Genomic DNA, 25,355 nt, shown 5'->3' on the forward strand with positions numbered 1-25,355 from the left:
AGATCACTTAGATAGTTTGCAGGTACAGTTCCTGGAGGTCACTGGCATTGATATCTGCCGCTTTCAGCGTGTGTATCAGTTGTCCTTTGCGCATAATGCCGATATCGGTGCCTACGTTAACAGCATTAAAGATATCATGCGTGGCCATCAGCACAGATTTTCCCTGCTGGCCCAGCTCTTTTACCAGCGCTGTAAACTCATTGGTGGCTTTTGGGTCCAGACCACTGGTAGGTTCATCCATCAGGATTACCTCGGCATCTTTTGCCAGGGCGATCGCGATGCCAACCTTCTGGCGCATACCCTTGCTGAAACCTGCCAGGTTTTTATAGTGTGCTTCTTTTTGTAATCCGCATTGCGACAGAAAGGCTGTGAGTTGTTCCTTCTGATAGCTGAATCCTGCAAGTCTGCTGAAATAATCCAGGTTTTCTACTGCGGTCAGGTTACCATAGAGCATGACCACCTCAGGGATATAGGCCAGGTGTTTACGCCGTTCGGCACTGTCGGCCGTAATTTCCGTATTGTTGATCAGGATCTGTCCTGAAGTTGGCGTAATGAAACCCAGGAAAAGGTTGATGGTAGTCGTTTTTCCGGCACCGTTCTGCCCCAGCAGGCAGAAGATTTCCCCGGCTTTGACTTCAAGGTTGAGTTGATCCAGCGCCAGGTGCGAAGAATACTGTTTTGACAGTGATACTGCTTTGAGCATAATGAGATAAAAATTAAAAAACAGGATGTTGCATCTAGTATTTGTAAATGCAACAAAGTTACTTTAATATCTCAAACTTTCATATGCAATTTTAAATATGTCTTTCAGTTTTTCCAGGCTCATGGGTTTCGACAGGTATTCATCCATCCCACCTTTCAGATAAATTTCCCGTTCTTCGGGCATCGCATTTGCCGTGAGCGCCACGATATAGGGCTGATAGGGAAGGGTTTGACGGATAAGCCTTGTAGCTTCCATACCATCCATCACAGGCATCTGTATATCCATGAGCACCACATCAAAATGATGCAGCATCAGCTGCTCCACTGCCTGTTTACCATTGTTTGCCATCTCAATCCTGTAGCCCAGTTTCTGAAGTACCCTTTCAATCAGCTTCTGGTTGATCAGATTATCCTCTGCCACCAGGATCTTCAGGGGATAGTTTTCACTGAAACTTTCGCTGAGTAACTGCTCCCTTTTGCGGGCAGCATCGGTCTGCTCTTGTGCCGCTGCGGATGTCTGCTGCATACTGGCCCTTACCACAGCATTGAAATGAAAGACAGAACCTTCATTCAGGACACTGTCTACCCAGATTTCTCCGCCCATGAGTTTGATAATTCGTTCACTGATGACCAGCCCTAGACCGGTCCCTCCATATTTCCGTGTGGTAGAAGAATCTACCTGCGAAAAAGGTTTAAAGAGGTCGTTCAGTTTATCTGCAGGAATACCTATCCCCGTATCTTTTACGCTAAACTCAATCAGTAATTTCTGGTCTTCAAGAATTTTGCTGAGGCGTACCTGTAAATATACTTCACCTTTTTCGGTGAACTTGAGGGCATTGTTGATCAGGTTGATCAGCACCTGTTTCAGACGCAGACTGTCGCCGGTAATCTGCTGCGGCAGTTCGGAGGCGATGTCGTATCTGAGCTTAACCCTCTGGCGGGCAGAGTTCTGTGAGAACATGTCCATCACCTCTTCGATAGAAGTCCTCAGGTTAAAATCCTGCTGTTCGATATCCATTTTTCCGGATTCAATCTTGGAGAAATCCAGGATATCATTGATCACACTCAGGAGGTTCTGACCACTTTTGATAATCGCGTCTGTATATTCTTTCTGCTCTTCGGTAAGATTCGTTTCCGTTAACAGGGAGGCCATACCCACCACACCGTTCATCGGCGTGCGGATCTCATGGCTCATGCTGGCGAGGAAAGTACTTTTTGCCTGGTTGGCCTTATCCGCTTCGGTGCGGGCAAGGTGTTCCTGTTCCTTCTGGTGCTGCAGCTCTTCGGACTGGATCATCAGTTCTTCCGACTGTGCCTGCAGTTCCTCAGATTGTACCTGCAGTTCTTCATTGATGGCCTGCAGCTCCTGTGCCTGTTTCAGTACTTCGGAGGTACGCTCGCCAACCTGCTGCTCCAGCGTCGCCTTCTGACTAACAATAGCGTTTACCCTGAGGTACCAGATGAGGTAGATCAGTCCGGAAATGATGACGACCGATAGCATTTTAAACCACCAGGTTAACCAGAAAGGCGGCACAATAGTCACTCTAAGGCTGATGACAGATTCTACAGATCCGCGCTGGTCGCTGTTACGGCATTTCACCAGGAACGTGTAGTTGCCATGCGGCAGATTGGTATAGGAAGCAGAATTTTTGCGGCCGACATTGTTCCAGCCCTTGTCAAAACCCTTCAGCATATAGGAGTAATTTTTCTTCCCGTGGGAGAGGAAGTCCAGCAATGCAAAATCAAATGATAACGTAGACTGCTCATAAGATAAAGTGATACACCGGGCTTCAGAAATATCCTGCTTCAGCACCGAAGTATCCTGGCTGTCTTTGGCTACGGGCACCTCCTTATTAAACAGCTGAAAGCCGGTGAGCAACAGTGGCGCAGTAGACTTGCCGACCATGATCTGGCTGGGATAAAACTTGTTGAAACCATTTACGCCACCAAAAAATAATTCGCCCGTGCTGCTTTTCAGTGCCGAATGGGGTTTGAATTCATCTTCCTGTAAACCATCTTCTTCCGTAAAGTTGGTAAAAGCAGCCGACTTGCGGTTAAACCTTGATAAGCCACTATTGGTACTTACCCAGAGATTGTGGTGGTCATCTTCCAGAATAGCATAGGTGAAATCATTCTGCAGGCCGTCCTCGGTAGAAAAACGTTTGAAGTCGGACGTCGCCGGATTATACAAGTTAAGTCCATTGAAAGTACAGAGCCATATCCTGCCGTCATGGTCTTCCTTAATATCAACAACTGTGTTGTTACTGATGCTTGTGCGGGAAGGGCTATGCCTGAAATGTTTAAAGCGGCCTGTTTTGATATCAAGAATATCCAGTCCGGCATCATTGGTGCCTATCCAGAGATTACCCTTACTATCTTTTAACAGGGAGTTGATACGGTCGCTCGCAATGCTTGTCGGGTCATCATCATTGTGCCTGTAGTGACTGAATTTATTGGTAACAGGATCAAACAGCTCGAGCCCTGCTCCAAAGGTACCTATCCAGATTTTGCCGTCAGCATCCGGCTGGAGGGTGTAAATATTATCGATGCCCAGACTATTATCATCCTTACTATTGTGTTTATACGATCTGAACTGCTTCGTTTTCAGGTCGAGCACATTGATCCCGCCACCCCAGGTGGCTATCCAGAGCTGCTTCAGTTTATCCTCTTTAATATCCAGCACATAGTCCCCGGAGATGCTGTTCTTTCCTTCCTGGTGTTTATAGGCCTTAAATTCATCCGTGGCATTATTAAAAGCATTGAGGCCGCCGCCATCAGTTCCCAGCCAGAAGTTGTGCTCGGAGTCTTCGAAAATACTAAGCACAAAGTTGTTGGAAAGGCTGTTTGGGTTCCGGCTGTGTTTATAATGCGAGAAATTGGTGCTGTATTTTTTATAAAGATGAAGGCCCCCGCTAAATGTTCCTGCCCACATATTGCCAAAACGGTCTTTACAAAGCGCATCTACGGAATTGGTGCTGAGGCTGCTTTCGTCGATCTCATCATGGACATAAGTTTCAAAAGTGTTCTTCTCATAGTTGAAAACACTGAGTCCCTGGTTTTCTGTACCCACCCAGAGATTTTTATAATCATCTTCGGCAATGCTCTGTATACTATTGCCGGGTAATGAATTTTTTGCCTTTTTATCCGTTTTAAAATTTTTGAAAGAACCGATGCTGTAATCATATAGGTTTAAGCCACTGTCGTTTGTCCCGATCCAGAGCTTACGGCCGCTGTCTTCAAAAAGATAAGTGATCTTATTGCCCGAGATGCTGCCCGGAACACGGTCCTCATGTAAAAACCTTTTGAAGGTTCGGGTCTTGCTGTCAAAGCGGTTCAGCCCGTTCTTTTGGTCGCCCGCCCAGATATTGTTGCGGCTGTCCTTAAAAACCGTAATGATGTTATCCCCGCTGATACTGCCGGGGTCAAGCTTTTGATTACGGTAATGTATCACTCTGGCTGATACCGGGTCAAAGCAGTCGAGCCCCTCATTTTGAGTAGCAATCCAGATCTTCCCTTCCTCATCAAAGGTGATCTTTGGAAGAAAATTGCTGGCGATCGTACGATGATTTCCACGCTCATGTTTGTAATGCGTAAACTTGTTGGTCCTGCGGTCAAACTTGTTCAGTCCGCCGCCCATTGTTGCCACCCAGATATTGCCCTGTTTGTCTTCGGCAATGTGAGAAATATAGTTGTTGCTGATGGTGCTGGGGTCATCCGGGTTGTTGCGGAATACTTTGATCCTGTATCCGTCGTACCTGTTCAATCCATCGCGCGTAGCTATCCACATAAAACCCCGGTTTCCCTGGTAAATAAAATTCACATTTCTTTCGGACAGGCCATTCCTGTATCCGATATGAGAAAAGTGTATTTGCTGAGATTGTGAGAATGCCAATACAGAGATTGCCTGAAGCAAAATGAACAGCAGTGGTTTAAATTTGGAGGTCAATGGAATGGTCAATAAATGGTTTAGTGTGAAGCCATTGGAAGATTCTGGCAATCAGACACAAGATAACACTTAATTGTGTTATTGTGTGATAAATAAGAATATTATTCAATATCTTCATCTTTATGTTGAAATCATTAAAAACTGCTACCGTACTTTTGTTATGTTTATTGTCGGATGTAACATTTGGCCAAACCGGAGGGCCAAAATATGTGATGGTTATCCACGGTGGTGCCGGCACCCTGAGCCGCAAAAATATGAGCCCTGAAAAGGAAGCTGCCTATCGTGCGGCGCTGAAACTGGCCTTGCAGACAGGTTATACGGCAATAAAATCCGGAAAGTCGAGTCTCGATGCTGTGGAAGCTACCATTCATACACTTGAAGATAACCCGCTTTTTAACGCCGGTAAGGGCGCTGTATTCACACATGAGGGCAGGAATGAGATGGATGCCGCTGTGATGGATGGCAAAACAATGAAGGCCGGTGCAGTTGCAGGAGTGACCGTGATCAGGAACCCGATATCTGCGGCGAGGGCGGTGATGGAAAAATCTGAACACGTAATGATGGCAGGCCCGGGAGCAGAGGCCTTTGCGAAACAAGCCGGACTGGCAATTGTAGATCCCTCTTATTTTTACACCAAAGAACGCTGGGATGGTCTGCAGAAGGCCCTCCGTGAAGATTCTGCGAAAGCGGTGCTAGACCATGGCAGCAAAAAATCGATGCTGCTGGGGACCCAGAACCGGGATAATAAATTTGGTACCGTTGGGGCTGTGGCACTGGACAATGCGGGCAACCTCGCTGCGGGAACTTCTACCGGAGGGATGACCAATAAAAAGTATGGCAGGATAGGGGATTCCCCGGTTATCGGTGCGGGTACTTATGCCAATAATGCCACTGCCGGGATCTCCTGCACGGGATGGGGTGAGTTTTATATCAGGAATGTGGTGGCTTATGATATCTCTGCGATGATGGAATATAAAAATATGACTGTTGCCGATGCTGCACAGGCGGCAATAGCTAAGGTGGGAAACATGGGTGGTGATGGCGGCCTGATTGCACTGGATGCAAAGGGCCATGCAGCCATGCCATTCAATACCGAAGGTATGTATAGGGGCACAGTTACCGAAGATGGTAAAATTGAAGTGTTTATCTTTAAAAAGGAATAAGTTAATGCTGCCGGTATGAAAAAGTTGACGCTCTCTCTATTATTATTAGCCATGGTGGCTGCCTGTGTGAAACCCACCAGCCGCAGAAACTACAAGTATACCTTGACCAGGGAAAATAAGCTCTATATCGAGATCTATAAAGCAGGCATCCTCGGCAGGTTAAACGCCCGGTATCTTACCGATTCAATCAACTTCAGGAAATATCTTGGCAAGGTAGATGATGAAAAGGAACAGCTTCATTGCAGGATCAACGGTGATGATATTGAGGTAGAAAGAAGGGAAAGAGTAAAAGGGCAGGGTATTCAGCCTGATCTGCAAATCGTTGTTTCTACAGCTCATTATAGTTTAAAGGAGCTGAAGAAACAACATATATTTGAAGAATAGTAATAGCTTAAATGACTTACTGCTTTTCGTAATGTGATTCTGTGCCGTCAGCAGCAATTACTCCAAGAAAGACAACCAGTTTTTTACCCTCCAGGTGGATGTAGAGCTGGATTTGATTGTCGTTACTCAGCGTCAGGCTATAGTTTGACTTGAGGTTATTGATTGGTCTGACATCAGGCTGGATGGTAAATGTTCCGCTGGATTGGAGCTTGTTTTCATTGTACCACTCATAGTTATTTCCATTGAATTTCAGGACATTTCCATTACCTGATTTAAAGTTTGGATCAACGCCGGCTACCTGTATGCCTTCGATGCGTCTGAGTTCCCAGCTGCCCTGCAGGTTAGATTCCTGTTCTTTCTTTTTACAGCTGATCAGCGAGAAAATGAGCAACAGGCTGAAGGAGAGTGTTAAGATTTTTTTCATGATTATGTAGGTTTTGTTGGTAGAACGCATCGGTTGCGCAAAACGCTACAAGTTAAGAATTTATAAAATATAAAAGCCGGATGAGTGAACCGGCTTTTATAAAAAAAACGACGAATTAATCCTGGGTGTGGATCGCTACCATCTAACAATTACCATAACCCGATACAAATATGTGTTAAAGAAGATTGATTTTATAACAATATTTAGTAATAAGGAAAATTTGCTGCAAAGGTCATTTTACGTTTCAGATTATTTGGTTTTTGTAAAATTTTGGCCGCCAGATAAAATATAATTCTAAACCAGATATGGTTTTGGTGTTGCCTTATCTGTATGATTGATAGTGTTTTATTGCATCCGATTTAGTTTTTACGGCTTGAATTCTGTCATGTAAGGTGCCAAATAATATTTGATTTTTAACAATTAATAAACACATCTATTTGTGGTAAGTACAGTAAAAATTTTTAGATTTGTTTAATAGTGATAATAAATTACAGATTTGAGATATGGCAAAAGCATTAATGCCCAAGTTTACTTTGTCATGGCTGAACGTTATTTTATCTGAAAGTTTAATTACTCATTATGCTTATAGAATTTTCAGGCAATTGTAGAGGATTTTTATGGTGAACCACGGATTATATGATGTTCTTTTCAACGTCAAAAATTTACCGGATGAGCTTAGAGACGTTAAGAACCGTGAAAAGCTGATGCAGTTTGTTGATTCGCAGCTTACTACCAGCAGTCATAAGAAAAATCAGTTGCTTCTTACGCCAGGTCATGTGGCAGACCAGATTTACTTCATTGAATGTGGAGCAGCGCGCGGATATTTTCACGATGAGGATGGCAAAGAACACACGCTGTATTTCTGGGATGAAAAATGCATCATTATTGATTCAGTCAGCTTTCTGAGCGATCAGCCCAGTGATTTGTATATTGAGGTGATGCAGGATAGTGTTTTACTCTCCTTGTCAAAGAAAAGGCTGCATGAGATTCTTCGGGTGTTTCCCTATCTTCACATGGTTATAGATCTCATTCTTCTTAACGATTTTAAACAATGCCGTAAAAGAATAATGGATTTCATCTCCCTGAATCCCGTGGGGCGCTATGTGCAGCTGGTTAAATCCATTCCCCGGGTAGACCTGAAGTTTCATCAGCAGGAAATCGCTTCATACCTGGGAACCAGCCGTCAGACGGTCTCCCGTTCTAAAAGAGCTTCTTAAAATTTTGTATCAGTAAAGGTTTATAAGTGTTCGTATCTATTCCTGATTCGTCTGAGACGCTCTGCATCTGAAGACTGCTGATGCGCCAAATGTTACACCAGATTGTGAAATAGTCACATCATTTTGTGTTTAATGAGAATATGTTTGCTACAAACGGGCACAACTATTAAGAGTATCGTGTTTAACTTGGTACTACAATATTTAACCCATGCAAACACTATTCAAAAGAGTTCAAAAATATCCTGTTTCAGCAAAATCAAAAGCTGTAATTGCAGATAGCATAGTCTACTGTTTTATCCTGCTGTTCGTATACACGGCAACCAGTAAAATACAGTCTTTTACTTCCTTTAAGTTTGTGTTGAGTAAGTCAGTTCTGATCGGGCAGTACAACGTAATCGTGGCCTGGGCAGTTCCATCAGTAGAAATCCTCATCAGCACATTGCTGATCTTTCCGCAAACCAGAAAGGCCGGACTGTTTTCTTCTCTGGCAATTATGATCGTCTTTACCGCATATTTAATTTATATGGTCAATTCCGGTAGCCAGTTAATCTGTACCTGCGGAGGGGTTTTGAGTTCAATGACCTGGAAACAACATATTTGGTTTAACGCAGTCTTCATTTTGTTGGCCATTACAGGATTGAAATTGTATCCCAGGGAGTCCTGATCAGAAGAAATATTGAAAACTGTTACATAAAAAGATTACCTATTATTAAACCTAAAATTTTAAACCATGAACAAAATCATTATTGGCTTGCTTGCTGCAACAGTTGCAGTAGGGAGCAGTGTTACCTTTAATCCTGAGAAAAAGTACAGTACAGGAGACTGGTACGGACAATCGCTATCAGGATATTACGTTAAATTTAACACTCCATATTTATTGGGGCTTTGTCTGCCACTCTCCATCAATCCCTGCGCCTTTTATGAGACTGCCGCCGGGGATGGACATATCCCGAATAGCTTCTCCAGTCAGCAGGCGTTCGAATGGGAAGATGACGGTTACCTTATTGGCGTAGGATCCGGATACTATCTCGGCTTATAAAAACACAAACTATTAAACAAATACAGGTAATGATAAAAGGGGCTTAAGCCCCTTTTATTATGAAATGCACTCTGATTATCTGTTGTTCTGTTGAATTCCGCTCAATGCAATCTCATCTGAGGGGATTGGGAAAACGTAACGAATGTCATTTGGTAACAGGGCATAAGGTGTTCCATTCAGGACTCTTGTCAATACAATTCCGGCCCCTTCCTTATTCAACCTTTTGAGATCATCCCACCTCAATCCCCGCCAAACTAATTCTTTGCGTCGTTCTGATAAGACAAGATCCAATGCCTGTTGTGAAGTTGCGGCGGATAAAGGTACAAATGATGAAGGTGGAAATCTCTTGACAAGCAAAGTGTTCAACGCAGAAAGACTCGCCGCTGTCCTGCCGCCCCTGGCCGCACATTCGGCTTTGATCAGATAAATTTCATCCGTCGCGAGACCAGTATAAGGGAATATGTTCTGTCCAAAATAATTGCCACCCATCACAAATCCTTTTGGAGAAGGCTTGAAAAATATTTTTCGCCTCAGGTCATTGCTGTTGTACAAAGCGAGTAAGTCATTATTGATTGTGATAAAGTTATTCACCAAACTGGCCGTGGCAGAGTAACTTGGCACAGTAGCGGTGGTAAATAAAGTTTCGTCATTTGTTTTGATAAAAGGGAATGGGTCATTTACGCTGAGCGTGTTGTAATCTATAAGCTTATTATATAAAGCAAGGCAACTGTCAGCGGCAAGTTCAGCCCTTGTGTAGTCGCCCATACTCAGGAAAATCCTTGCCTGCAAAGCATAGGCGGATACCGCTGTGGCTTTGTTCTTTTTTGCTGTGGGCACTGATGAGCCCAGGAGTACTCTGGCAGAGTTTAAGTCTTTAAGGATCTGCTGGTATGTTTGCTCTAATGTGGAACGCTGCACTATTTGATCGATCTCAGGTCTGAGTTTTAGAGGGATGCCCAGATCTGTATTGGAACTGGCCGGATCGTAAGCTTTACAGAAATTTCTGGTCAGGTCGTAAAAATAATAGGACCGTTCAAACAACGCCCATCCTTTTATATAATTCCATTCTGCAGAATTACCGGCATTGACCTCTATTTTTTGCAAACCGCTCAATATGTTATTGGCATAAAAAACCGCAACATAAGGTTTTGCCCAGTCCTGTACATTGGGTTGACCCGCAAATACATCAGATGCCCATATGTAGGCATTTCTTTCTGTCGCTGTTGCCGTTGATTGCCATGTAGGATAATCAATATAGCTATATTCATCAGCGGATAATACAGGCAGAGCAGAGGTGGAATAGGTGAAATTATCACCTTCCAGCAGGTTTTCGAAATCCTCAAGTGTCACTGGCTGTATAATATTGCTGGAGGGCTTAGCATCCAGAAAGTCTTTTCTGCATGATGACAATAAAACCATGATCAGCAACCCTGCAAGGGCAATATGTATATTGTTGAATCTATTTTTCATCACTTTTTAAAAATTAGTTTTGATACCAAAAGATATAGTTCTTGGAGCTGGGTAACCAGTTCTTGCATCCGGGTCTATCCGGCGTTTATTTGCCCTCCAGAGGATTCCTAAATTACTGCCATAGGTATAGAAGCCTACAGAACCGAGACCCATTTTTTGTAATGCATTGCCGGCAAGGGTATAGGTGAACTGAAGATCATTCAGCCTGATATGGTCTCCTTTTTCAACTGTTGCATGTGAGAATGCATAAAACTGATCACGACTTACACTGGCAGGATAAATCAGCGCGGGGACGGTAGTGGTCAATTCATCTCCCGGTTGCTGCCAGCGCCGGCTATACTCATCGGTATGATAATCGCCCTCATAGAGCGGATTGTATTGTAAGCACATCCGCCTGAAGATATACCCGAATTTATAACTGATATTGACTGATAATTCCATCGCTTTAAAACTGAAGGTGTTTCTTAAAGAACCAAAATGTGTGGGTACTGCAGAACCTTCAAACCTGATATCACTCCGGTTAGTAGAGTTTACCATAGAAGTATAGTTTGTGCTGATCTCCCCGGCTAAATAGCCCTGAGGATTTCCTGCATTGTTCAGTCCGGCGGATCTGAAACTGAAAACTGACAGGATAGGGTAACCTACCAGTGGTGTAATAGATCTGTGATTCAGGATGCTTAAATTTGAACCTGTATTTGCCTGATAGCTGGCCACTTTATCTTTTGATATATTGAAGATCGCGGTGGTTCTCCATTTGAATTGCCCGGTGAGATTCCAGGAGTTGAACTGGATGTCAAACCCTCTGGTATGGGTATCGGCTACGTTTCCTGTGAATATACTCATGCCCGTCTGCTGTGCGATCGGGCTGGTTCCAATCAGGTCTGCTCCGTTCTTGAGATAATACTCAATACTACCGGAAAGAACCTCTTTTTTAAAGCCAAAGTCCAGACCGAAATTGATATTTTTAATACGTTCCCAACGCAGGGATGGGTTGGGTGGGTTCGTAATAAAAGTAAATGGTGTTCCCAGGTAATTAGGTGATAGATTGGGGCTTGCTGTAGTATATGCAGAAATTGTCTTGTTGACGTTGCCATTGTAACCATATGTGGCCCGCAATTGCAATCTGGGCAACCAGTTAAGATCATAAAATTTCTCTTTCGCTACACTCCAGGCGATGCCGGTTGAGAAAAGTGGAACTCCTTTTCTTTGTGCTGAGACACCAAATAAATTCGATTCATCCCTGCGATAACTTCCTGATAAAATAATCCGGCTGTCATAGGTGTAAATTGCATTAGCATAATATGAAATGTAGTGGTTTACAGTTCTGTTCTGACTTCTGACAATCGTTCCAATTCGCTTACTTTGGTTGCCATAATACATCGGGAAAGTGGTCAGGAGGTCTGCGATTACATTCGTTTCGGTTTCCGGGTTATAACCGTAGAGATTCTGACTGTTATCAGACGCAGCTTCTGAGCGTATTTCATAACCAGCAATAGCATTCAGATTATGTTGTCTGGCAAAAGTGTGCTTAAGATCCAACTGGGCACGACCATAGTTAGCATCAAATGCATTATTGGTTCTGCTGAATATGCTTCCTACCGGCATGGGATAAATCACTGCACCGGTGCTCCGGTTGATTTGAGTGACCTCATTGATTGCATTTCTGGTGTAATAGGAATCCAGATTTTGCAGTGTTTTATTGATGCCCGAAGATCGGAAGTACTGATAGTTTACAGAAACCGCCACTGGTTTCAGGACCTGATAACGCAAGCCTGTATTTACCCTGATGTCGGTGGATTCGCTGCTGAAAGAATTCGCTTTTTTCCTCAGTTCATCCAGGGGACGGTATTTCCAGTCCAGCAGGTTGCCATTTCCGGCTGTATCAGTAAATGAAGCCCTTAAACCTGGTGAATTTGAGACCGGCAGCGCATTTCCATTCGGATCTGCAATCAGCTCATAGGGATATACCGGCGTATATCCATTGAGATTATCATTTTTTGAAATGGAACGTGTAAAAGTAATATCCGTGCTCAGCTGTACTTTATGGTTGGCCAGGTCATAAGTGTTGTTGGCTTTTAAGGTGTAACGTGAGTTTGATGAACCGATCGTTACAGGACTGAAGTGGTCATATCCTGATGATAAATGATAAGTATTGTTCTGGCCTCCGCCATTCACACTCAGGTAATACTGCTGCTGCAAGCTCTTTTGATAAAAATACTGATCAATCTGATGGCGTACATCATTTCGCTTCAGCGCCTCGATACTTGCCTGCGTCGCAACCGTATTGGAAGGTGTTTCCTGAGCGAGCAAGGCCACGACAGGGGAGATCAGGTCGTAATTATTCCTTAGCGTAGCGTTATACTTCCCTTTGGTGTATAAAAACTTTTCCAGCGCGATAAACTCTGCAGAAGTCATTTGCGGCGGGTAGAATAAATCAGGTTTATCACCGATGGTCACGTTGGTATTGAAACCAATCTTTGTCTGCTGATTTAGCTTTCCTTTTTTCGTGCTGATCACAATCACACCATTTCCTGCGCGTACGCCCCAGATCGCCGCTGCGGCAGCATCCTTCAGGACCGTGACATCTTCAATATCATTCGGGTTGATGGTATTCAGGTCGCCCTCAAAAGGAAAATTGTCAATGACGATCAGCGGTTTTGTTTCTGAAAACAGCGTGCTCCGGCCCCTGATACTGATCCCTGTCGTGTTTCCCACTTCGGAGTCTACCAGTAAGCCATTGGTCACTCCCCGGATCCTGCTGATGAAGTCGGCAGAGACCGAACGGTTTACCAGCTTATTGTCGATCAGTACAAATGAACCAGTGCTCCCTTCTTTTGAGATCTTCTGATAACCTGTGGAAAGAATAGCTACCTCATTCAGCTGATTCACGGAGGGCATCATCCGGATATTGCCCAGCTGTACCAGAACCTTCATTTCGAGTGTGTTGTAGCCAAGATGGGATATGCTTAATGTGGCATGCTGATCCACGGCGATGAAAGAGAAGTCGCCCAGAATATCTGTTACCTCGGTGCGGCTGGTACCTTTGATCTTCAGCACTGCACCTTCCATGGCCTTTCCGTTTTCATCAACCACGCGGCCATGTACATCGATGTCACCGGGCTGGCGTTTAAAGCTACCCTTTACATTTGTTAAGCCGGAGGATTTGCGGCGGCTGAGAATGATATTCTTATCTACAATCCTGTAATTGAGCTGAAGAGAGCGTATACATTTTGAAATGGCTTCTTCAATTGTAGCATCTTTCAGGAATACATTGATCCGGTATTCATCGAGATCAAAATCTTTAGCCACGGTCACATATCCCGTTTGTTGTTCGATGGCATGCAGTGCCGAACCGAGTGTAATATTTGTTTCTGCAAGATTGATTCGCTGACTATAGGATTTAGCGCTAACTTGTAAAAGAGCAATGAAAAATATCATAGCGGTCAACTTCATTTTCAGTAGCAATTTTTTAGGCAGCCAAAGGCCGGACATGCCTGGTTTAGAAGCATATAATTTCATACTTTTGTTCTGTTTGGGTTAATCGGAAGAATTTGGTTATGTAGATTTATCCCGAATCTTTCGGGAGGGTTAACCCAAAGTTTAGCGCAGGAGTGCTCGTAACACTCCTGTGTTTATATCTGAATTAACCTCAATCCGTCAGAGAACCTGCCGTTGTTGTAATGGTGGAATCATGGTTTGTTTTTTTTTTAGAAATCTGGTATATATTTAGTTTTTGTATGCTACTTTATTTCCTGCCCGCAATGGTAACAGTTCTGTTTTCGATGGTATAGCTGATATCTGAGCCCAGCAGTATATCGAGTACTGCGGACAACTTCATGTTGCGGTAAAGTTTACCATCCAGTTTTTCATCAGTCAAAGTGCCTTTATACACGATCTCTACATTGTACCACCTTTCAATCTGCCGCATTCCTGTGCTGATATCATCATTCTGAAACTGGAAGAAGCCATTTTTCCATGATATCGCTTCCTCAGCATTGATTGCTGCCACCACAAGTCCTTTGCTGGTTAAGACGGCCTGCTCAACTTGCTTCACAATTCTCTCAGTAAGCCTGCCTGCAGGAGGAACGGTGCTTACCGCTGCAGAACCTTCGAGCAGCGTGGTCTTTATCCCCGGTTCGTCAGGGTAAGAATTGATGTTGAACCTGGTGCCAATATCTTTGACCTGCTGTCGGGCAGTCTGGACAATAAAGGGCTGTTTCGCATTATGGACCACCTCAAAGTAGGCTTCGCCGCTCAACACTACCCTGCGCTCTGACAGCGACGAAAAAGTAGCCGGGTATTTTAATGTTGAGGCAGCGTTCAGCCATACCTTAGTACCATCAGGCAAACACACACCATACTGACCACCTTTTGGAATTTCTATTGTATTGTATTCTGTGCCGGATTTTCTGCTGGTCATCCGGTAAGTTAATTGTCCATCGCTGCTCTTGATGATTTTCACCCCTGCCTGCCTGGCCAGCTCACCATTCAGCGCCTGTGAAAGATCAATCTTTCTGCCATCTGCCAGTATCAGCTTTGCGCGGTGACCGCCGGGAGCAATGTCATAGGCAAAAGCACTTTCCGGCTGTATCCTGTTGTTCCATGTATTGTAAAGGAAGAAAGTGATACTCAGTGCGATGAGCAGGAAAGCCGCCAGCTTCAAATAGGGCGAAATATAAAATTTTGTTCTGGCAGGATAGATTGTTGCCATGATCACATGGTCCATATCTGCCATATTTTTTTCATAAAGCTCAGGATCAGGCTTTGCATCGGAGGCCCTGGCATATTCCAGGTACCAGTGATGCAGTTGTAGCAGCTCCTGATCGGTGATGGTGCCCTTACCATATTTTTCGAAAAGATTTTTGTCAGATGAAGTACCCATAGATTGATTATTTACCCCGTTTATATAGATGACGGAATACTGGCACTTTGGTAGTAGGCGTTATTGAAATTTTAGAAAAATAAATATGGAATCAAAGCATAATGCATGCCGACACGCAACTTTTTAAGGGCCATATAAATCTGTTTCTTGACGGTTCTCTCTGAGATACCCAGTTTTTTGGCGATCTCCTTGTGTGACAGACCCTCTGTTCTGCTGAGCTCAAATACTTCGCGCATTTTCTCTGGCAGTGCATTCAGTTCCTGTTTGAAGAGGTCCAGGGTTTCCTTTTCTATGTAATATTCGTCGGGTGTGATCAGCTCCTGATCCAGGAACGTGATCAGTGAATCCAGGTAGCGGGTTACGGTCACCTGTCGTCTGATAAAATCGATAACTCTATGCCGGACAGCCTGGTGAAGGTAGGATTCCAGATTCGTCTTGACCAGCAGTGTATATCTGGTTTCCCAGATCTTCAGGTAGAGATCCTGCACAATATCTCTGGCATCCTCATGATCACGAAGCATTTTGTAAGCCTGCAGATACAATGGGCGTCTGTAACGGAGATAGACTTCTGTATACGCCTGGGCGTTACCAGCTCTGATCAGTTTAACCAGTTTTCGGTCAGTTAGGGTTGTATATTCGGTCATTTATCTGGCAAAGCTAATATTAATTCTGCGGAGAATAAATAAATATACGTATTCCTTAAAGTTGTGGATTTACTGCTACGAGGAAATATTAACCAAAATATGTGATTATAATTTCTTAAAATGACATAAATGGTCGTTAAAATAGCGGTACTAAAACGATTATTCAATCCAAAAAAAGGCTTAAGCGATCATCCCTTTTTTCTGTTTCTGCCAGATAAAAACGGCCAGAAGAAAACCTGAAAATACCATGGTCATACTGAAGGGAAAAATGTAGAGCATCCCAAAATGACTGGCCACGCCACCAACTAGAGGTCCGGTGATGCCAAGAGAAAGATCGATGAACAAGCCGTAGCCACCAATCGCAGCACCCTGGTTGGAGGAGGGCACCAGTTTTACAGCTTCCACACCAAGGGCAGGGAAGACCAGGGAGAATCCAAGTCCGGCAATACCCGCACCAACCAGTGCTGTATGCGGACTGTTTGCGAGCCAGAGGATCATAAGACCTGTGCTTTCCAGCGCAAGGCACCAGACGGCCGTTTTCATACCTCCGGAAGTTTCGATGGACCTTGCGAAAATGATACGGCCGACGATAAACAATATACTGAAGACAGACAGGCAAAGCACAGCGCCTGTCCAGTTTAAATAGGCATAATAGAGGGTGATGAAGGTAGAGATGGTGCCGAATCCCAGTCCGCCGAGTGCCAGGCACATCCCAAAGGGCGCCACGGTTTTGAGCACCTGGATGAAGGGCAGTCTGGCTGCACTGGTATGTGTACCGCGGATCGCAGTCTTGCTTTTTGCATACAGCAGACCGATGATGCCTACTGCAACGATGACGATACCGATACTGCCCATACCGAAGGTGTTATTCAGGATGAGGCCCAGGGGTGCACCGGCAGCAAGGGCACCATAACTGGCGATACCATTAAACGACATCGCTCTGCCCGTATATTTGTCGCCCAGCGCAAAGATTGCCCAGTTTACGGGGCTTGCGCCGATCAGGCCTTCGGCAAAACCCGTCATGAGCCTCGTCAGCACCAGCGTACCCAAACTGAGTGCCGGGATGTCCCTGAACAGGTAAGCCGCAAACATCAGGATGCCACTGAGCGAGAAGCCAATCATACTGAGCAATACAGCAGGTTTAGGTCCTTTTTTATCCACAATACTGCCGGCATATCCGCGCAGCAGGAAGGTAGTGACGTATTGCAGGCTGATGATTACTCCTGCTACCATCGTACTGTATCCCAGTTTCTGGTGGATAAAAACGGGTAGAATGCCAAGTGCCAGACCGATCGTGAAATATCCTATAAATGTGAATGTGACGAAACCGATGATTGTGAAACGGACTTTTGACAGGGGAATTTCGGAATGGGCTGACTGCATGACGATTGTAACTGTGAATAAAGGCGCAAAGTTAAGCGAAAATTAAATCGTAAATTTGCTGCAATCTGAAATTTTACCGTATTCTATCAAACATTAAATCTTTATGAAGGATAATCATTTGCGTTCTGATTGCTCTATATGTTATGCCATTGATATCTTCGGCGATAAATGGACATTGCTGATTCTGCGTGATATGTTGTTCGAGGGCAAATCTTCTTTCAGTGAATTTAAGGCTTCGGAAGAGAAGATTGCCACCAATATCCTTACTGCACGTCTGAAAGTGCTGGATGCCGAGGGTTTTCTGATCAAGACGGCCTCAGCAGCAAACAAAGCGAAATACCTGTACTCGCTGACAGATAAGGCGATAGATCTTCTGCCGGTCTTCGTGGAACTGTTCGCCTGGAGTGATAAACACAGAGCAGTCAAACCGCCGTGTAACCCAATATATAAACGACTGGAGGCCAATAAATCTGAAACTATTCCCGCATATGCAGCAGAGCTGAAGCAACGCAGGGATGCCATTCTGGGCGCTTAATCCCTTCAATTGTTATCCGAATGTAAGAACATCAGTAATATAGTAAAAAGCAGTTGCAAAATGCAACTGGTATTAGAATTTTGATTATCTTTGTTATAGAAATTAAAACATAGAAATTATGAATGCTATAGAAATTACTGATGCGAACTTCGAGGAACTTGTGCTGAAATCAGACAAACCTGTGCTTTTAGACTTTTGGGCTGAGTGGTGCGGACCCTGTCGTATGGTAGGGCCTGTAGTGGAAGAGATCGCTAAGGAATATGATGGTCAGGCCCTCATAGGAAAAATAAATGTTGACAATAACCCGGAGTTGTCTGTAAGATTCGGTATCCGCAATATTCCAGCTTTGCTGTACTTTAAGGATGGTGAGGTTGTAGACAAACAAGTTGGTGCTGTTCCAAAATCTGTACTGGCAGATAAGTTGAAAAAACAGCTGAACTAAGACCGTTTGGATTGATTGTTTAATGAGGGGTATTACAGAGATGTGATACCCCTTTTTTATTGGACACCCTATCACCAAATGCGGTGAGCATCTGCCGGTTTTTGGGGATTTACTGTGCTGTACTGAACTTTTAGCTTTGAATATGAGTATTCAGCTATTATTTCATCGCGTCTTTTCAGAACTAAAAGAAGCCCTGCAGGGGGAGGTGGTTTCAGCCGGGCATCCGCTCTACGAGAAATCTGTGAAGTTGTGGAATGCCGCGGTACATACACGTCCTGCTTTGATTGCCTTATGCACCACTGACAGCGATGTAGCTTCGGCAGTGCGTATCGCAGGAAAATATCAATGGGATTTAACTGTAAGGGCTGGGGGACACGACTGGTCGGGTTTGGCCCTGTCAGAAAATGGACTGGTGATCGATCTTTCAAACATGCGTAAGGTGATGATTGATGCTGACAAGAAAGAAGCCGTCCTGCAGGGTGGCGCCACCGCCGGGGATTTACTCGCTGCGGCAGACCCCTACAATCTTGTCGCGGTTACCGGGGCGGGCAGCACTATAGGTATGGCGGGTTTAATTATGGGTGGTGGTTACGGTCCCCTGACACCCAAATATGGTTTGGCACTTGATAACCTGATCAGTGCTACGCTGGTGATGGCTGATGGTAACATGCTAACGGCCAGCGAAACTGAAAACGCAGATTTATTCTGGGCGATCAGAGGAGGAGGGGGGAACTTCGGGGTAGTCGTTTCTATGCGTGTACGTCTGCATGATGCCGCATCTGTATTATCTGCACAGTTTTTATATCCTCTGCAGGCGGCCCCGGGTATACTGATGTTTTGCAATGAATATGCCAGAACTGCACCGGATGATCTTTCAATGATCACAGGAATTATACCCGGACCGGATGGCGAAACTGTTGTTATCGTTGCATTAACCTGGTGCGGAGAAATTACCGCCGGAGAGTATTTAATTGCTGCGTTTACCTACTTTCAAAAGCCATTGTCAGAGAAAGTGCAGCAGCTGCGGTACAAAGACTTGCTGGCAGAATTTGATACTTTTGTTACCCAGGGCAACTGTAATGACATGAAAACGAGATGGCTCAAAGAGTTAAAGGGCCAGTCGCTCGACATCATTTTAAAAGCAGGCGCAAAGATAACTTCAGGTTTATCTACCATCACCATGCAGTATTGTTATGGAAGAGCTGCAAAGCTGCCCCTGGATTCTACTGCTTTTGGCCTGCGGGAACCCCATATTCTGGTGTTAATCACTTCAACATGGACACCTGACGACGATGTTCATGCCGAAACACATCGGCGCTGGAGCAGGGATCTTTGTGCCGACCTGGCTGACGATGCCCTTCCGGGAGGGTATCCCAATGTGCTGACCAAAGCGGATATTGCTCAGGTACAATTTGCATATGGTGACAATCTGCAACGGCTGCGAACTGTAAAATCGCATTACGATCCTTATCAGGTTTTCAACTCCTATCCTTTTTAAGCCAAAAAAAAAGCCGGTCTCCAATTGAATGAAGGCCGGCTTTGTGTATAGGATATGATCTTTATGGTTTTGTAGTAGTTTCAGGAGCTTTTCCTATCAGGTCCATAAACTGATCCAGTTTAGGAGTGATGATAATCTGTGTACGTCTGTTTTTTGCTTTTCCGGCATCGGTGGTATTGTCTGCAATAGGATTGTATTCACCTCTACCACCGGCAGTCAACCTTTTTGGTTCAACCCCGTAGGTAGTTTGCAGCGCCTGCACTACTGATGATGCCCTCAGTGCACTTAGATCCCAGTTGTTACGGATGTTCGGCATGGTAATAGGCACGGCATCGGTATTACCCTCGATGAGTACATCATAATCCTTGTAATCTTTGATGATCTTCGCGATTTTGTCCAGCGGTTGTCCTGCTTTATCGGAGATATCATAGCTACCTGATTTATACAGCATGTTGTCTGCCAGGGAGATATATACCACACCCTTTAATACCTGTACATCCACATCACGCATTTCCTCGCGGCTTAATGAGCGTGTCAGGTTATTGGTGAGCACCATGTTAAGTGAGTCGCTTTTGTTTTTCGTGTTCACCAGGTGCTGAATGTATTTGTTGGATGAATTGATCTCGTCCACCAGTTTGGAGATATTCAGGTTACCCTGACCTGATGAAGTGAGACATTTATCCAGTGCAGCCTGTAACGCTGATACATTGGCCCGCTCTGACGTAATTTGTTCTTCCAGGCTTTTTACCCTTGAGCTGGATGAGGATAGTCCCTGCTGACTTTCGTCATATTTCTTACTGAGTTCACTGTTTTTGGTTTGTAAATCAGTATAGTTGGTTTGGAGGTCATTGAATTTCTTATTACTTACACAGCCTTGTGCTAACAAAGCAAGCGCAATCAGCGCTGCAGGCAAAATTGATAATTTCATAATTATGATTTTTATTTTATATCTGTATGATGCCATGGTACTTGCAGAGATCGTGCCAATCAGCCCGAACTTTTGTCCCATTTAAAACAGAACCCCTGTTTAGGGTGTTCTCTTTTAAACCTAACAGATGATGCAGGAATTTAGTGTGCGCTTTTTATATAAGACGGTGACGGTAACTCCCTTAGACGAACCCAACCATTTTATGGTGACCATGAATGACGATGATGAGATTCACGGAATTGTGATTCCGGAGCTGCTGGGAATTATCTATCCGATTGAAGACATGGACAGAGGTTATGTCTGGCACACCGACAGCGATATGAACATGGAGCTGGTAGAATTTATCGGACAGATGATCGAGGATCACAGTTCCTGATCCGGAGAATTTTCAGCAAGTCCGGTAAAATTCTCTGAGTCGCCCAGGTACTTGAGAATGGACTCAGGATCTTTGTCCTTGATCTCTTTTTGTGAGAACTCCTTCAGGTGTCCCAGTTTGAGCAAGGGGCCACATCCAGCTTCCCTGAATATTTTGCTGAGGCCTGCATTCTGATCAATATGATAAGAATTGAAAGTAGGCAGGGTATCAATCATCAGGTATTTTTTATCTTCTTTATCCAGCGATAAAAGCTGATTGAGTTTCTTGCCTTCGGGGGTGCCGTCATTGGTGAGGAAGAGGAAGGTACGGATGATCAGTTTGGCATCGATAAGGCTGATCAGGAGATAGCCGACTTTCTGGTCCATCAGGTAATATTCAACGAGGCTGGTGTTATCTTTCTTATGGTGTTTAATCTCGGGCTGGTTCAGCAGGAGAAAGATCATGTAATGCATGATGCCGGGAGTGATATCTATACGTTCCTGTAATTTATCCAGCGCATGCTGCTGGATATAGACTCTGATTGGGATATCAATTGATCCGGTTTTGAAGCCCAGTACCGAAGGTTTGACCTCCGTATGCATCCATTCCATATTTTCGGCCAGCCAGCTCAGGCTGATAATGGCGCGCTTTTCTCCGTCGAGGATGATAGACGATTTTTCCGGTTTCCGGTCTTGTATCAGGACGTTGTTGGTATGGCTTTCCTTGTCGAAAAATGCCGTAGCCCCGATATTTGCCGTGATGATCGTATGATTGTAATCGCTCAGGAATACTGTTGTGTCATGCACCAGTTCCATGAGCATTTCGTCCATCATGGAATGGATTTCTGATCCGGGAAGGTAATCTGCAATTGCCTTTTTGAACTCATGGGCATGGGGAAAATCGCTTTCTGCCATCTCATCGATATAGTTGATGAGGATGAGCCCTTCAGCAAGATACCAGCTCAGATAAAGTTTATCCCCGTTATCCAGCTCCACATATCTGTCGCCAATAAACTTGTTCATGAGCTTATGGAACTGCGTGACTTTTGCTTTTGGGATGGTGGCATCGGGAAAGGCCCTGGCCTTGAGTGCGGGATACCTGTTCATGAACATGTGTTCCAGCAGAATGGCAGGGATTTTTTTGAAGTATCCCGGGCCGGCAAAGGTTTCACAGAGTATTTCTATGCGCTCAAAGAATCTTTGGCGCAATTCTCTGTTCTGGTCGTTACCTTTTACCGGTTTCTTCTTTTTGCTCATGTCTATCAAACCTAATATAATTGTTGCTGATTGTCAATGAGGAAAATGAATTTTTATGCAGGTGTCAATGTTCTCAAAACCGGAGGTTTTTGATAAAATATGTTTTTCTCAGAACCTTATGAAGGCGATGGGTGTTATTCGGTTATACCTGCTAAAGAATGTACTATGGAAAATCAAAATCAAGACTACGCAAAAAACGGAAGCATTGACGTAGAAGAAAAAACACAGCAACTGCACAGTTCGCATGGTACCCCTGAACCAACTCCGGACACTTTCACTGAAGAAGATCTGAATGAAGATACTGATGATATCGGCACAGCCGATGTAGATGATTTACTGGAAGAGGTGGATGATAACGGAGATCCGGATGATGACGAGGATGATGATTATCCTGAGGATGATGATCTGGAAGATGACGGTACTGAAGAGTTTGATGATCTGCCTACAGATCCTGGGAACGATGACGGGGAAGAGGATGATCCGGACGAGGATGACCTTAACCTCGAAGATGATGACGATCTGGGTCTGGATGATGATGATGATCTGGACGATGACGATGATGATTTCCTGAAATAGGGGAATCTTAAAATTTATTGAATACAATTTCAGGAGCAGCTGGCGTCGGGATGACTGCCGGCTGTTTCTGTTGTTGATCAAATTGTCCTGATAACATAACAATTTGTTAACCTGAATTTTACGGCATTTCAAGACGATATGTGGTTATTTGATCAATAATCTATTTTATCGTCATTCTTTATATGCAATTCCCTTTAAATGCAGTGATCTTCCCTTTCATGGGCGAAGTTAATTTGAGCGGCGCCATTCTGGTTGTGTTCTTAATTTGTGTGCTGGCAGTGATCTGCTTCGAGTTTGTAAATGGATTCCACGATACGGCCAATGCGGTGGCAACGGTCATTTACACCAAAGCCATGAAACCCGTGGTTGCCGTTCCCTGGTCGGGTTTCTGGAATTTCCTGGGCGTACTGCTGGGCGGTGTGTCTGTAGCGATGGGTATTCTGAAGCTCGTACCGCTGAATGAGCTGATGATCCTGCCGGTAGAGGTAGGCGCCTGTATGGTGCTGGCAGTACTGCTGGCTTCCATTGTCTGGAACCTCGGTACCTGGTATTTTGGCATCCCATGTTCCAGCTCTCATACCATGATCGGAGCGATGATCGGGGCGAGCCTCGGCTTCACCTGGTATTATGGCGGTCGCGGGGTAAACTGGCACCAGGCAGAAGAGATCGGCTTATCACTCGTGTTGTCGCCACTCATCGGTTTCGGCCTTGCCGTACTCCTCATGATGTTCATGAAACACGTGATCAAATCAAAACAGCTCTTTCATATCCCTACAGGCGAAGACGACAGACCCCCGATCCTGATCAGGTTGCTGCTCATCACTACCTGTACACTCGTGAGTTTCTTTCATGGCAGTAACGACGGACAAAAAGGAGTAGGGCTACTCATGCTGATCATGATCGCTTTTTTACCGGTACGTTTTGCCATCAACCATAATATCCCTGAAGAAAAAATCCTGGCCTCTCTGCAGCAAACAGAAATGGTGCTTCAGCGAAATACAGCAGCGGGAAGCAGTTCATTCGTACGACTGGATTCGGCCATTGCCGCTACCAAAACAGAATTATCAGGCAAGCCGGTTACGGATAACCAGAAAGCTTACAAATTCCGTCAGCTCATCCAAAAGATGAACGCTGAAATCGACGCGATCAAAAGCAATAAAAACATCAAACTGAAAGATGGTGATGAAGCTATTTTATCTGATGCTTCAAAGGAGTTGGGAAAGGTAACCAACTTTGCACCCATCTGGGTGATAGGAATCATTTCAGTTTCACTGGGCCTGGGCACGATGATCGGCTGGAAACGTATCGTGGTCACCATTGGAGAGAAAATAGGTAACGAACACCTGAGCTATGCGCAAGGTGCCACCGCGGAGATCGTGGCCGCCACAACCATCGGACTGAGTACAGGTTTCGGTCTTCCGGTAAGTACCACACATGTATTGTCGAGCGGTATTGCCGGTGCGATGGTTGCTTCAGGAGGTACAAAAAACCTGAACAACGGCACCCTGAAAAACATTGCACTCGCCTGGATACTGACCCTGCCGGTAGCCATTGTTTTGTCCCTTTTATTATTCATGTTTTTCCATTTATTTATTTAAATTTCTGTTCTTCATCAAAACTCTGCAAATGAAACAAATACTTTTAGCCACCGATTTCTCGGCCAGCGCGGCCAATGCGATGGAATACGCAATGGAGTTAGCCAAAGTTTTGGATCTGGAAGTATGTGCTATTCATGCCATACATCCTACAGAAGGCATCAACAACAGTACATACAACGCCATCTTCATTGAGAACTACTACGAAAACAAGCGGGAAGCGCTCAAGGAATGGGTAAGTGTTTTTACCGAAAAAGAAGAATACAAAGATGTAGTGGTGAAAACACTGTGTGATGTCGGTTTTTTAAAGACAGTCATTACGCGCTATACATCGCATCACCATGTGGAACTGCTGGTAATGGGCATCACGGGATCGACAGGTATCACCGGAATTGTGGGCAGTAATGCCAGCATGGTAGTCAGCAACCTGAAGATCCCGACGCTGATTGTGCCGAAGGAGAGTAAATTCTCCAAGGTACCTGTTATCACATTAGCTACAGATTATGATACGAGATTATCGGCGGAGGATGTCAATGCACTGAATGAAATGGTTCATGGCTTCGGCTCTGACAAGCTGCAGGTTTTGTATGTAACCGAAAAAGCAGACCCGAAACAGCTGGAGATCTTTGAAAGTAAACTGAAAGGACTGATCAAACATGCCGAACCGGAGTTCAATTACATTACTGAAGGAAGCCCGCTGAATGGTATTCTGGCATTTATTGAATCCCATGAAACGGATATCCTTTGTCTGGTAAAACATCACCACAATATCGTTTACAGACTGTTTACGCGGAGCACCGTCAATCAGGTGATGAATAAGACCGTGAAAGCCATCCTGGTTTTACATGAATAGCTGTAGAATTATGTATTGATATTATAGCTTTATCCGTAAATATAAATTCTGTTATCTTTAGAC

Annotated in this window: 22 protein-coding genes; 12 read left to right on the forward strand and 10 right to left on the reverse strand. The window is 44.5% G+C overall.

Features of this window, described 5'->3' with window-relative positions:
• Window positions 1-7: 7 nt before the first annotated feature.
• Window positions 8-703, reverse strand: coding sequence for an ATP-binding cassette domain-containing protein (locus OQY15_RS11435; RefSeq protein WP_265791728.1), 696 nt, complete (start codon window positions 701-703; stop codon window positions 8-10).
• 63 nt (window positions 704-766) lie between these two features.
• Window positions 767-4,699, reverse strand: a complete 3,933-nt coding sequence (locus OQY15_RS11440) for a hybrid sensor histidine kinase/response regulator (RefSeq protein WP_265791730.1) — start codon at window positions 4,697-4,699, stop codon at window positions 767-769.
• Between the two features lie 71 nt (window positions 4,700-4,770).
• Here OQY15_RS11440 and OQY15_RS11445 point away from each other — a divergent pair, with 71 nt between their 5' ends.
• Both OQY15_RS11445 and OQY15_RS11450 read left to right on the forward strand, forming a co-directional pair.
• Complete coding sequence (locus tag OQY15_RS11445) at window positions 4,771-5,811, forward strand: isoaspartyl peptidase/L-asparaginase (protein WP_265791732.1); 1,041 nt, start codon at window positions 4,771-4,773, stop codon at window positions 5,809-5,811.
• Window positions 5,812-5,826: 15 nt separating this feature from the next.
• Window positions 5,827-6,195 carry a hypothetical protein gene (locus tag OQY15_RS11450; protein WP_265791735.1) on the forward strand — a complete coding sequence of 123 codons (369 nt, stop codon included), beginning with the start codon at window positions 5,827-5,829 and terminating at the stop codon, window positions 6,193-6,195.
• Window positions 6,196-6,211: 16 nt separating this feature from the next.
• On the opposite strand, the gene OQY15_RS11455 is transcribed toward OQY15_RS11450, so the two are convergent.
• Window positions 6,212-6,619, reverse strand: coding sequence for a hypothetical protein (locus OQY15_RS11455; RefSeq protein WP_265791736.1), 408 nt, complete (start codon window positions 6,617-6,619; stop codon window positions 6,212-6,214).
• Between the two features lie 617 nt (window positions 6,620-7,236).
• Here OQY15_RS11455 and OQY15_RS11460 point away from each other — a divergent pair.
• The 3 genes from OQY15_RS11460 to OQY15_RS11470 all read left to right on the forward strand — a co-directional run bounded on the left by OQY15_RS11460 (window position 7,237) and on the right by OQY15_RS11470 (window position 8,875).
• Window positions 7,237-7,836, forward strand: a complete 600-nt coding sequence (locus tag OQY15_RS11460) for a Crp/Fnr family transcriptional regulator (RefSeq protein ID WP_265791738.1) — start codon at window positions 7,237-7,239, stop codon at window positions 7,834-7,836.
• Between the two features lie 208 nt (window positions 7,837-8,044).
• Entirely contained in the window at window positions 8,045-8,500 is a 456-nt protein-coding gene (locus tag OQY15_RS11465) for a MauE/DoxX family redox-associated membrane protein (RefSeq protein ID WP_265791740.1), read from the forward strand.
• A 66-nt stretch (window positions 8,501-8,566) separates the two neighbouring features.
• Window positions 8,567-8,875, forward strand: a complete 309-nt coding sequence (locus tag OQY15_RS11470; protein ID WP_265791742.1) for a hypothetical protein — start codon at window positions 8,567-8,569, stop codon at window positions 8,873-8,875.
• A gap of 75 nt (window positions 8,876-8,950) precedes the next feature.
• Here OQY15_RS11470 and OQY15_RS11475 read toward each other — a convergent pair whose 3' ends face one another.
• From OQY15_RS11475 to OQY15_RS11495, 5 genes are all read right to left on the reverse strand, one after another.
• Entirely contained in the window at window positions 8,951-10,345 is a 1,395-nt protein-coding gene (locus OQY15_RS11475; RefSeq protein WP_265791745.1) for a RagB/SusD family nutrient uptake outer membrane protein, read from the reverse strand.
• Between the two features lie 6 nt (window positions 10,346-10,351).
• Window positions 10,352-13,798 (reverse strand): SusC/RagA family TonB-linked outer membrane protein, encoded by a 3,447-nt coding sequence (locus OQY15_RS11480; protein ID WP_265791747.1) that lies wholly within the window; start codon window positions 13,796-13,798, stop codon window positions 10,352-10,354.
• Window positions 13,799-14,090: 292 nt separating this feature from the next.
• Window positions 14,091-15,227, reverse strand: coding sequence for a FecR family protein (locus OQY15_RS11485; protein ID WP_265791749.1), 1,137 nt, complete (start codon window positions 15,225-15,227; stop codon window positions 14,091-14,093).
• A gap of 71 nt (window positions 15,228-15,298) precedes the next feature.
• Window positions 15,299-15,871: an RNA polymerase sigma-70 factor gene (locus tag OQY15_RS11490; protein ID WP_265791751.1), complete on the reverse strand. Its 573-nt coding sequence runs from the start codon at window positions 15,869-15,871 to the stop codon at window positions 15,299-15,301.
• A 180-nt stretch (window positions 15,872-16,051) separates the two neighbouring features.
• Window positions 16,052-17,254, reverse strand: a complete 1,203-nt coding sequence (locus OQY15_RS11495; RefSeq protein ID WP_265791752.1) for an MFS transporter — start codon at window positions 17,252-17,254, stop codon at window positions 16,052-16,054.
• Between the two features lie 103 nt (window positions 17,255-17,357).
• Between OQY15_RS11495 and OQY15_RS11500 the strand changes: the two genes are divergently transcribed.
• The 3 genes from OQY15_RS11500 (at window position 17,358) to OQY15_RS11510 (ending at window position 19,729) form a co-directional block, all read left to right on the forward strand.
• On the forward strand, window positions 17,358-17,789 hold the full coding sequence (locus tag OQY15_RS11500; RefSeq protein WP_265791753.1) for a helix-turn-helix domain-containing protein: 432 nt from the start codon (window positions 17,358-17,360) through the stop codon (window positions 17,787-17,789).
• Between the two features lie 118 nt (window positions 17,790-17,907).
• The gene (gene trxA, locus OQY15_RS11505) at window positions 17,908-18,231 is read left to right on the forward strand and encodes a thioredoxin (RefSeq protein ID WP_265791755.1); all 324 of its coding nucleotides are present in this window, start codon (window positions 17,908-17,910) and stop codon (window positions 18,229-18,231) included.
• 142 nt (window positions 18,232-18,373) lie between these two features.
• On the forward strand, window positions 18,374-19,729 hold the full coding sequence (locus tag OQY15_RS11510; protein ID WP_265791757.1) for an FAD-dependent oxidoreductase: 1,356 nt from the start codon (window positions 18,374-18,376) through the stop codon (window positions 19,727-19,729).
• 61 nt (window positions 19,730-19,790) lie between these two features.
• Here OQY15_RS11510 and OQY15_RS11515 read toward each other — a convergent pair whose 3' ends face one another.
• Entirely contained in the window at window positions 19,791-20,657 is an 867-nt protein-coding gene (locus OQY15_RS11515) for an OmpA family protein (RefSeq protein WP_265791758.1), read from the reverse strand.
• Window positions 20,658-20,784: 127 nt separating this feature from the next.
• Between OQY15_RS11515 and OQY15_RS11520 the strand changes: the two genes are divergently transcribed.
• Window positions 20,785-21,033, forward strand: coding sequence for a hypothetical protein (locus tag OQY15_RS11520; protein ID WP_265791759.1), 249 nt, complete (start codon window positions 20,785-20,787; stop codon window positions 21,031-21,033).
• Here the strand turns inward: OQY15_RS11520 and OQY15_RS11525 are convergent.
• Window positions 21,021-22,268 (reverse strand): hypothetical protein, encoded by a 1,248-nt coding sequence (locus tag OQY15_RS11525; protein ID WP_265791761.1) that lies wholly within the window; start codon window positions 22,266-22,268, stop codon window positions 21,021-21,023. The genes OQY15_RS11520 and OQY15_RS11525 overlap by 13 nt on opposite strands.
• A 165-nt stretch (window positions 22,269-22,433) precedes the next feature.
• Here OQY15_RS11525 and OQY15_RS11530 point away from each other — a divergent pair, with 165 nt between their 5' ends.
• The 3 genes from OQY15_RS11530 to OQY15_RS11540 all read left to right on the forward strand — a co-directional run bounded on the left by OQY15_RS11530 (window position 22,434) and on the right by OQY15_RS11540 (window position 25,292).
• On the forward strand, window positions 22,434-22,844 hold the full coding sequence (locus OQY15_RS11530) for a hypothetical protein (protein ID WP_265791763.1): 411 nt from the start codon (window positions 22,434-22,436) through the stop codon (window positions 22,842-22,844).
• Between the two features lie 182 nt (window positions 22,845-23,026).
• Window positions 23,027-24,442 (forward strand): inorganic phosphate transporter, encoded by a 1,416-nt coding sequence (locus OQY15_RS11535; RefSeq protein WP_265791765.1) that lies wholly within the window; start codon window positions 23,027-23,029, stop codon window positions 24,440-24,442.
• A 28-nt stretch (window positions 24,443-24,470) separates the two neighbouring features.
• Window positions 24,471-25,292: a universal stress protein gene (locus OQY15_RS11540; protein WP_265791767.1), complete on the forward strand. Its 822-nt coding sequence runs from the start codon at window positions 24,471-24,473 to the stop codon at window positions 25,290-25,292.
• Window positions 25,293-25,355: the final 63 nt, after the last annotated feature.

This window comes from Pedobacter sp. MC2016-15 (genome assembly GCF_026239695.1).
In the GTDB taxonomy this organism is placed as follows: Bacteria; Bacteroidota; Bacteroidia; order Sphingobacteriales; family Sphingobacteriaceae; genus Pedobacter.

What these genes read in the sequence shown, in the direction of transcription:
- OQY15_RS11500 (WP_265791753.1), top strand. Translation starts at nt 17,358, where the DNA reads ATGAAGGATAATCATTTGCGTTCTGATTGCTCTATATGTTATGCCATT.
- OQY15_RS11490 (WP_265791751.1), bottom strand. Translation starts at nt 15,871, where the DNA reads ATGACCGAATATACAACCCTAACTGACCGAAAACTGGTTAAACTGATC.
- OQY15_RS11485 (WP_265791749.1), bottom strand. Translation starts at nt 15,227, where the DNA reads ATGGGTACTTCATCTGACAAAAATCTTTTCGAAAAATATGGTAAGGGC.
- OQY15_RS11470 (WP_265791742.1), top strand. Translation starts at nt 8,567, where the DNA reads ATGAACAAAATCATTATTGGCTTGCTTGCTGCAACAGTTGCAGTAGGG.
- OQY15_RS11515 (WP_265791758.1), bottom strand. Translation starts at nt 20,657, where the DNA reads ATGAAATTATCAATTTTGCCTGCAGCGCTGATTGCGCTTGCTTTGTTA.
- OQY15_RS11535 (WP_265791765.1), top strand. Translation starts at nt 23,027, where the DNA reads ATGCAATTCCCTTTAAATGCAGTGATCTTCCCTTTCATGGGCGAAGTT.
- OQY15_RS11520 (WP_265791759.1), top strand. Translation starts at nt 20,785, where the DNA reads ATGATGCAGGAATTTAGTGTGCGCTTTTTATATAAGACGGTGACGGTA.
- OQY15_RS11540 (WP_265791767.1), top strand. Translation starts at nt 24,471, where the DNA reads ATGAAACAAATACTTTTAGCCACCGATTTCTCGGCCAGCGCGGCCAAT.
- OQY15_RS11480 (WP_265791747.1), bottom strand. Translation starts at nt 13,798, where the DNA reads ATGAAGTTGACCGCTATGATATTTTTCATTGCTCTTTTACAAGTTAGC.
- OQY15_RS11475 (WP_265791745.1), bottom strand. Translation starts at nt 10,345, where the DNA reads ATGAAAAATAGATTCAACAATATACATATTGCCCTTGCAGGGTTGCTG.
- OQY15_RS11465 (WP_265791740.1), top strand. Translation starts at nt 8,045, where the DNA reads ATGCAAACACTATTCAAAAGAGTTCAAAAATATCCTGTTTCAGCAAAA.
- OQY15_RS11435 (WP_265791728.1), bottom strand. Translation starts at nt 703, where the DNA reads ATGCTCAAAGCAGTATCACTGTCAAAACAGTATTCTTCGCACCTGGCG.
- OQY15_RS11455 (WP_265791736.1), bottom strand. Translation starts at nt 6,619, where the DNA reads ATGAAAAAAATCTTAACACTCTCCTTCAGCCTGTTGCTCATTTTCTCG.
- OQY15_RS11530 (WP_265791763.1), top strand. Translation starts at nt 22,434, where the DNA reads ATGGAAAATCAAAATCAAGACTACGCAAAAAACGGAAGCATTGACGTA.
- OQY15_RS11445 (WP_265791732.1), top strand. Translation starts at nt 4,771, where the DNA reads ATGTTGAAATCATTAAAAACTGCTACCGTACTTTTGTTATGTTTATTG.
- OQY15_RS11510 (WP_265791757.1), top strand. Translation starts at nt 18,374, where the DNA reads ATGAGTATTCAGCTATTATTTCATCGCGTCTTTTCAGAACTAAAAGAA.
- OQY15_RS11450 (WP_265791735.1), top strand. Translation starts at nt 5,827, where the DNA reads ATGAAAAAGTTGACGCTCTCTCTATTATTATTAGCCATGGTGGCTGCC.
- trxA (WP_265791755.1), top strand. Translation starts at nt 17,908, where the DNA reads ATGAATGCTATAGAAATTACTGATGCGAACTTCGAGGAACTTGTGCTG.
- OQY15_RS11495 (WP_265791752.1), bottom strand. Translation starts at nt 17,254, where the DNA reads ATGCAGTCAGCCCATTCCGAAATTCCCCTGTCAAAAGTCCGTTTCACA.
- OQY15_RS11525 (WP_265791761.1), bottom strand. Translation starts at nt 22,268, where the DNA reads ATGAGCAAAAAGAAGAAACCGGTAAAAGGTAACGACCAGAACAGAGAA.
- OQY15_RS11460 (WP_265791738.1), top strand. Translation starts at nt 7,237, where the DNA reads ATGGTGAACCACGGATTATATGATGTTCTTTTCAACGTCAAAAATTTA.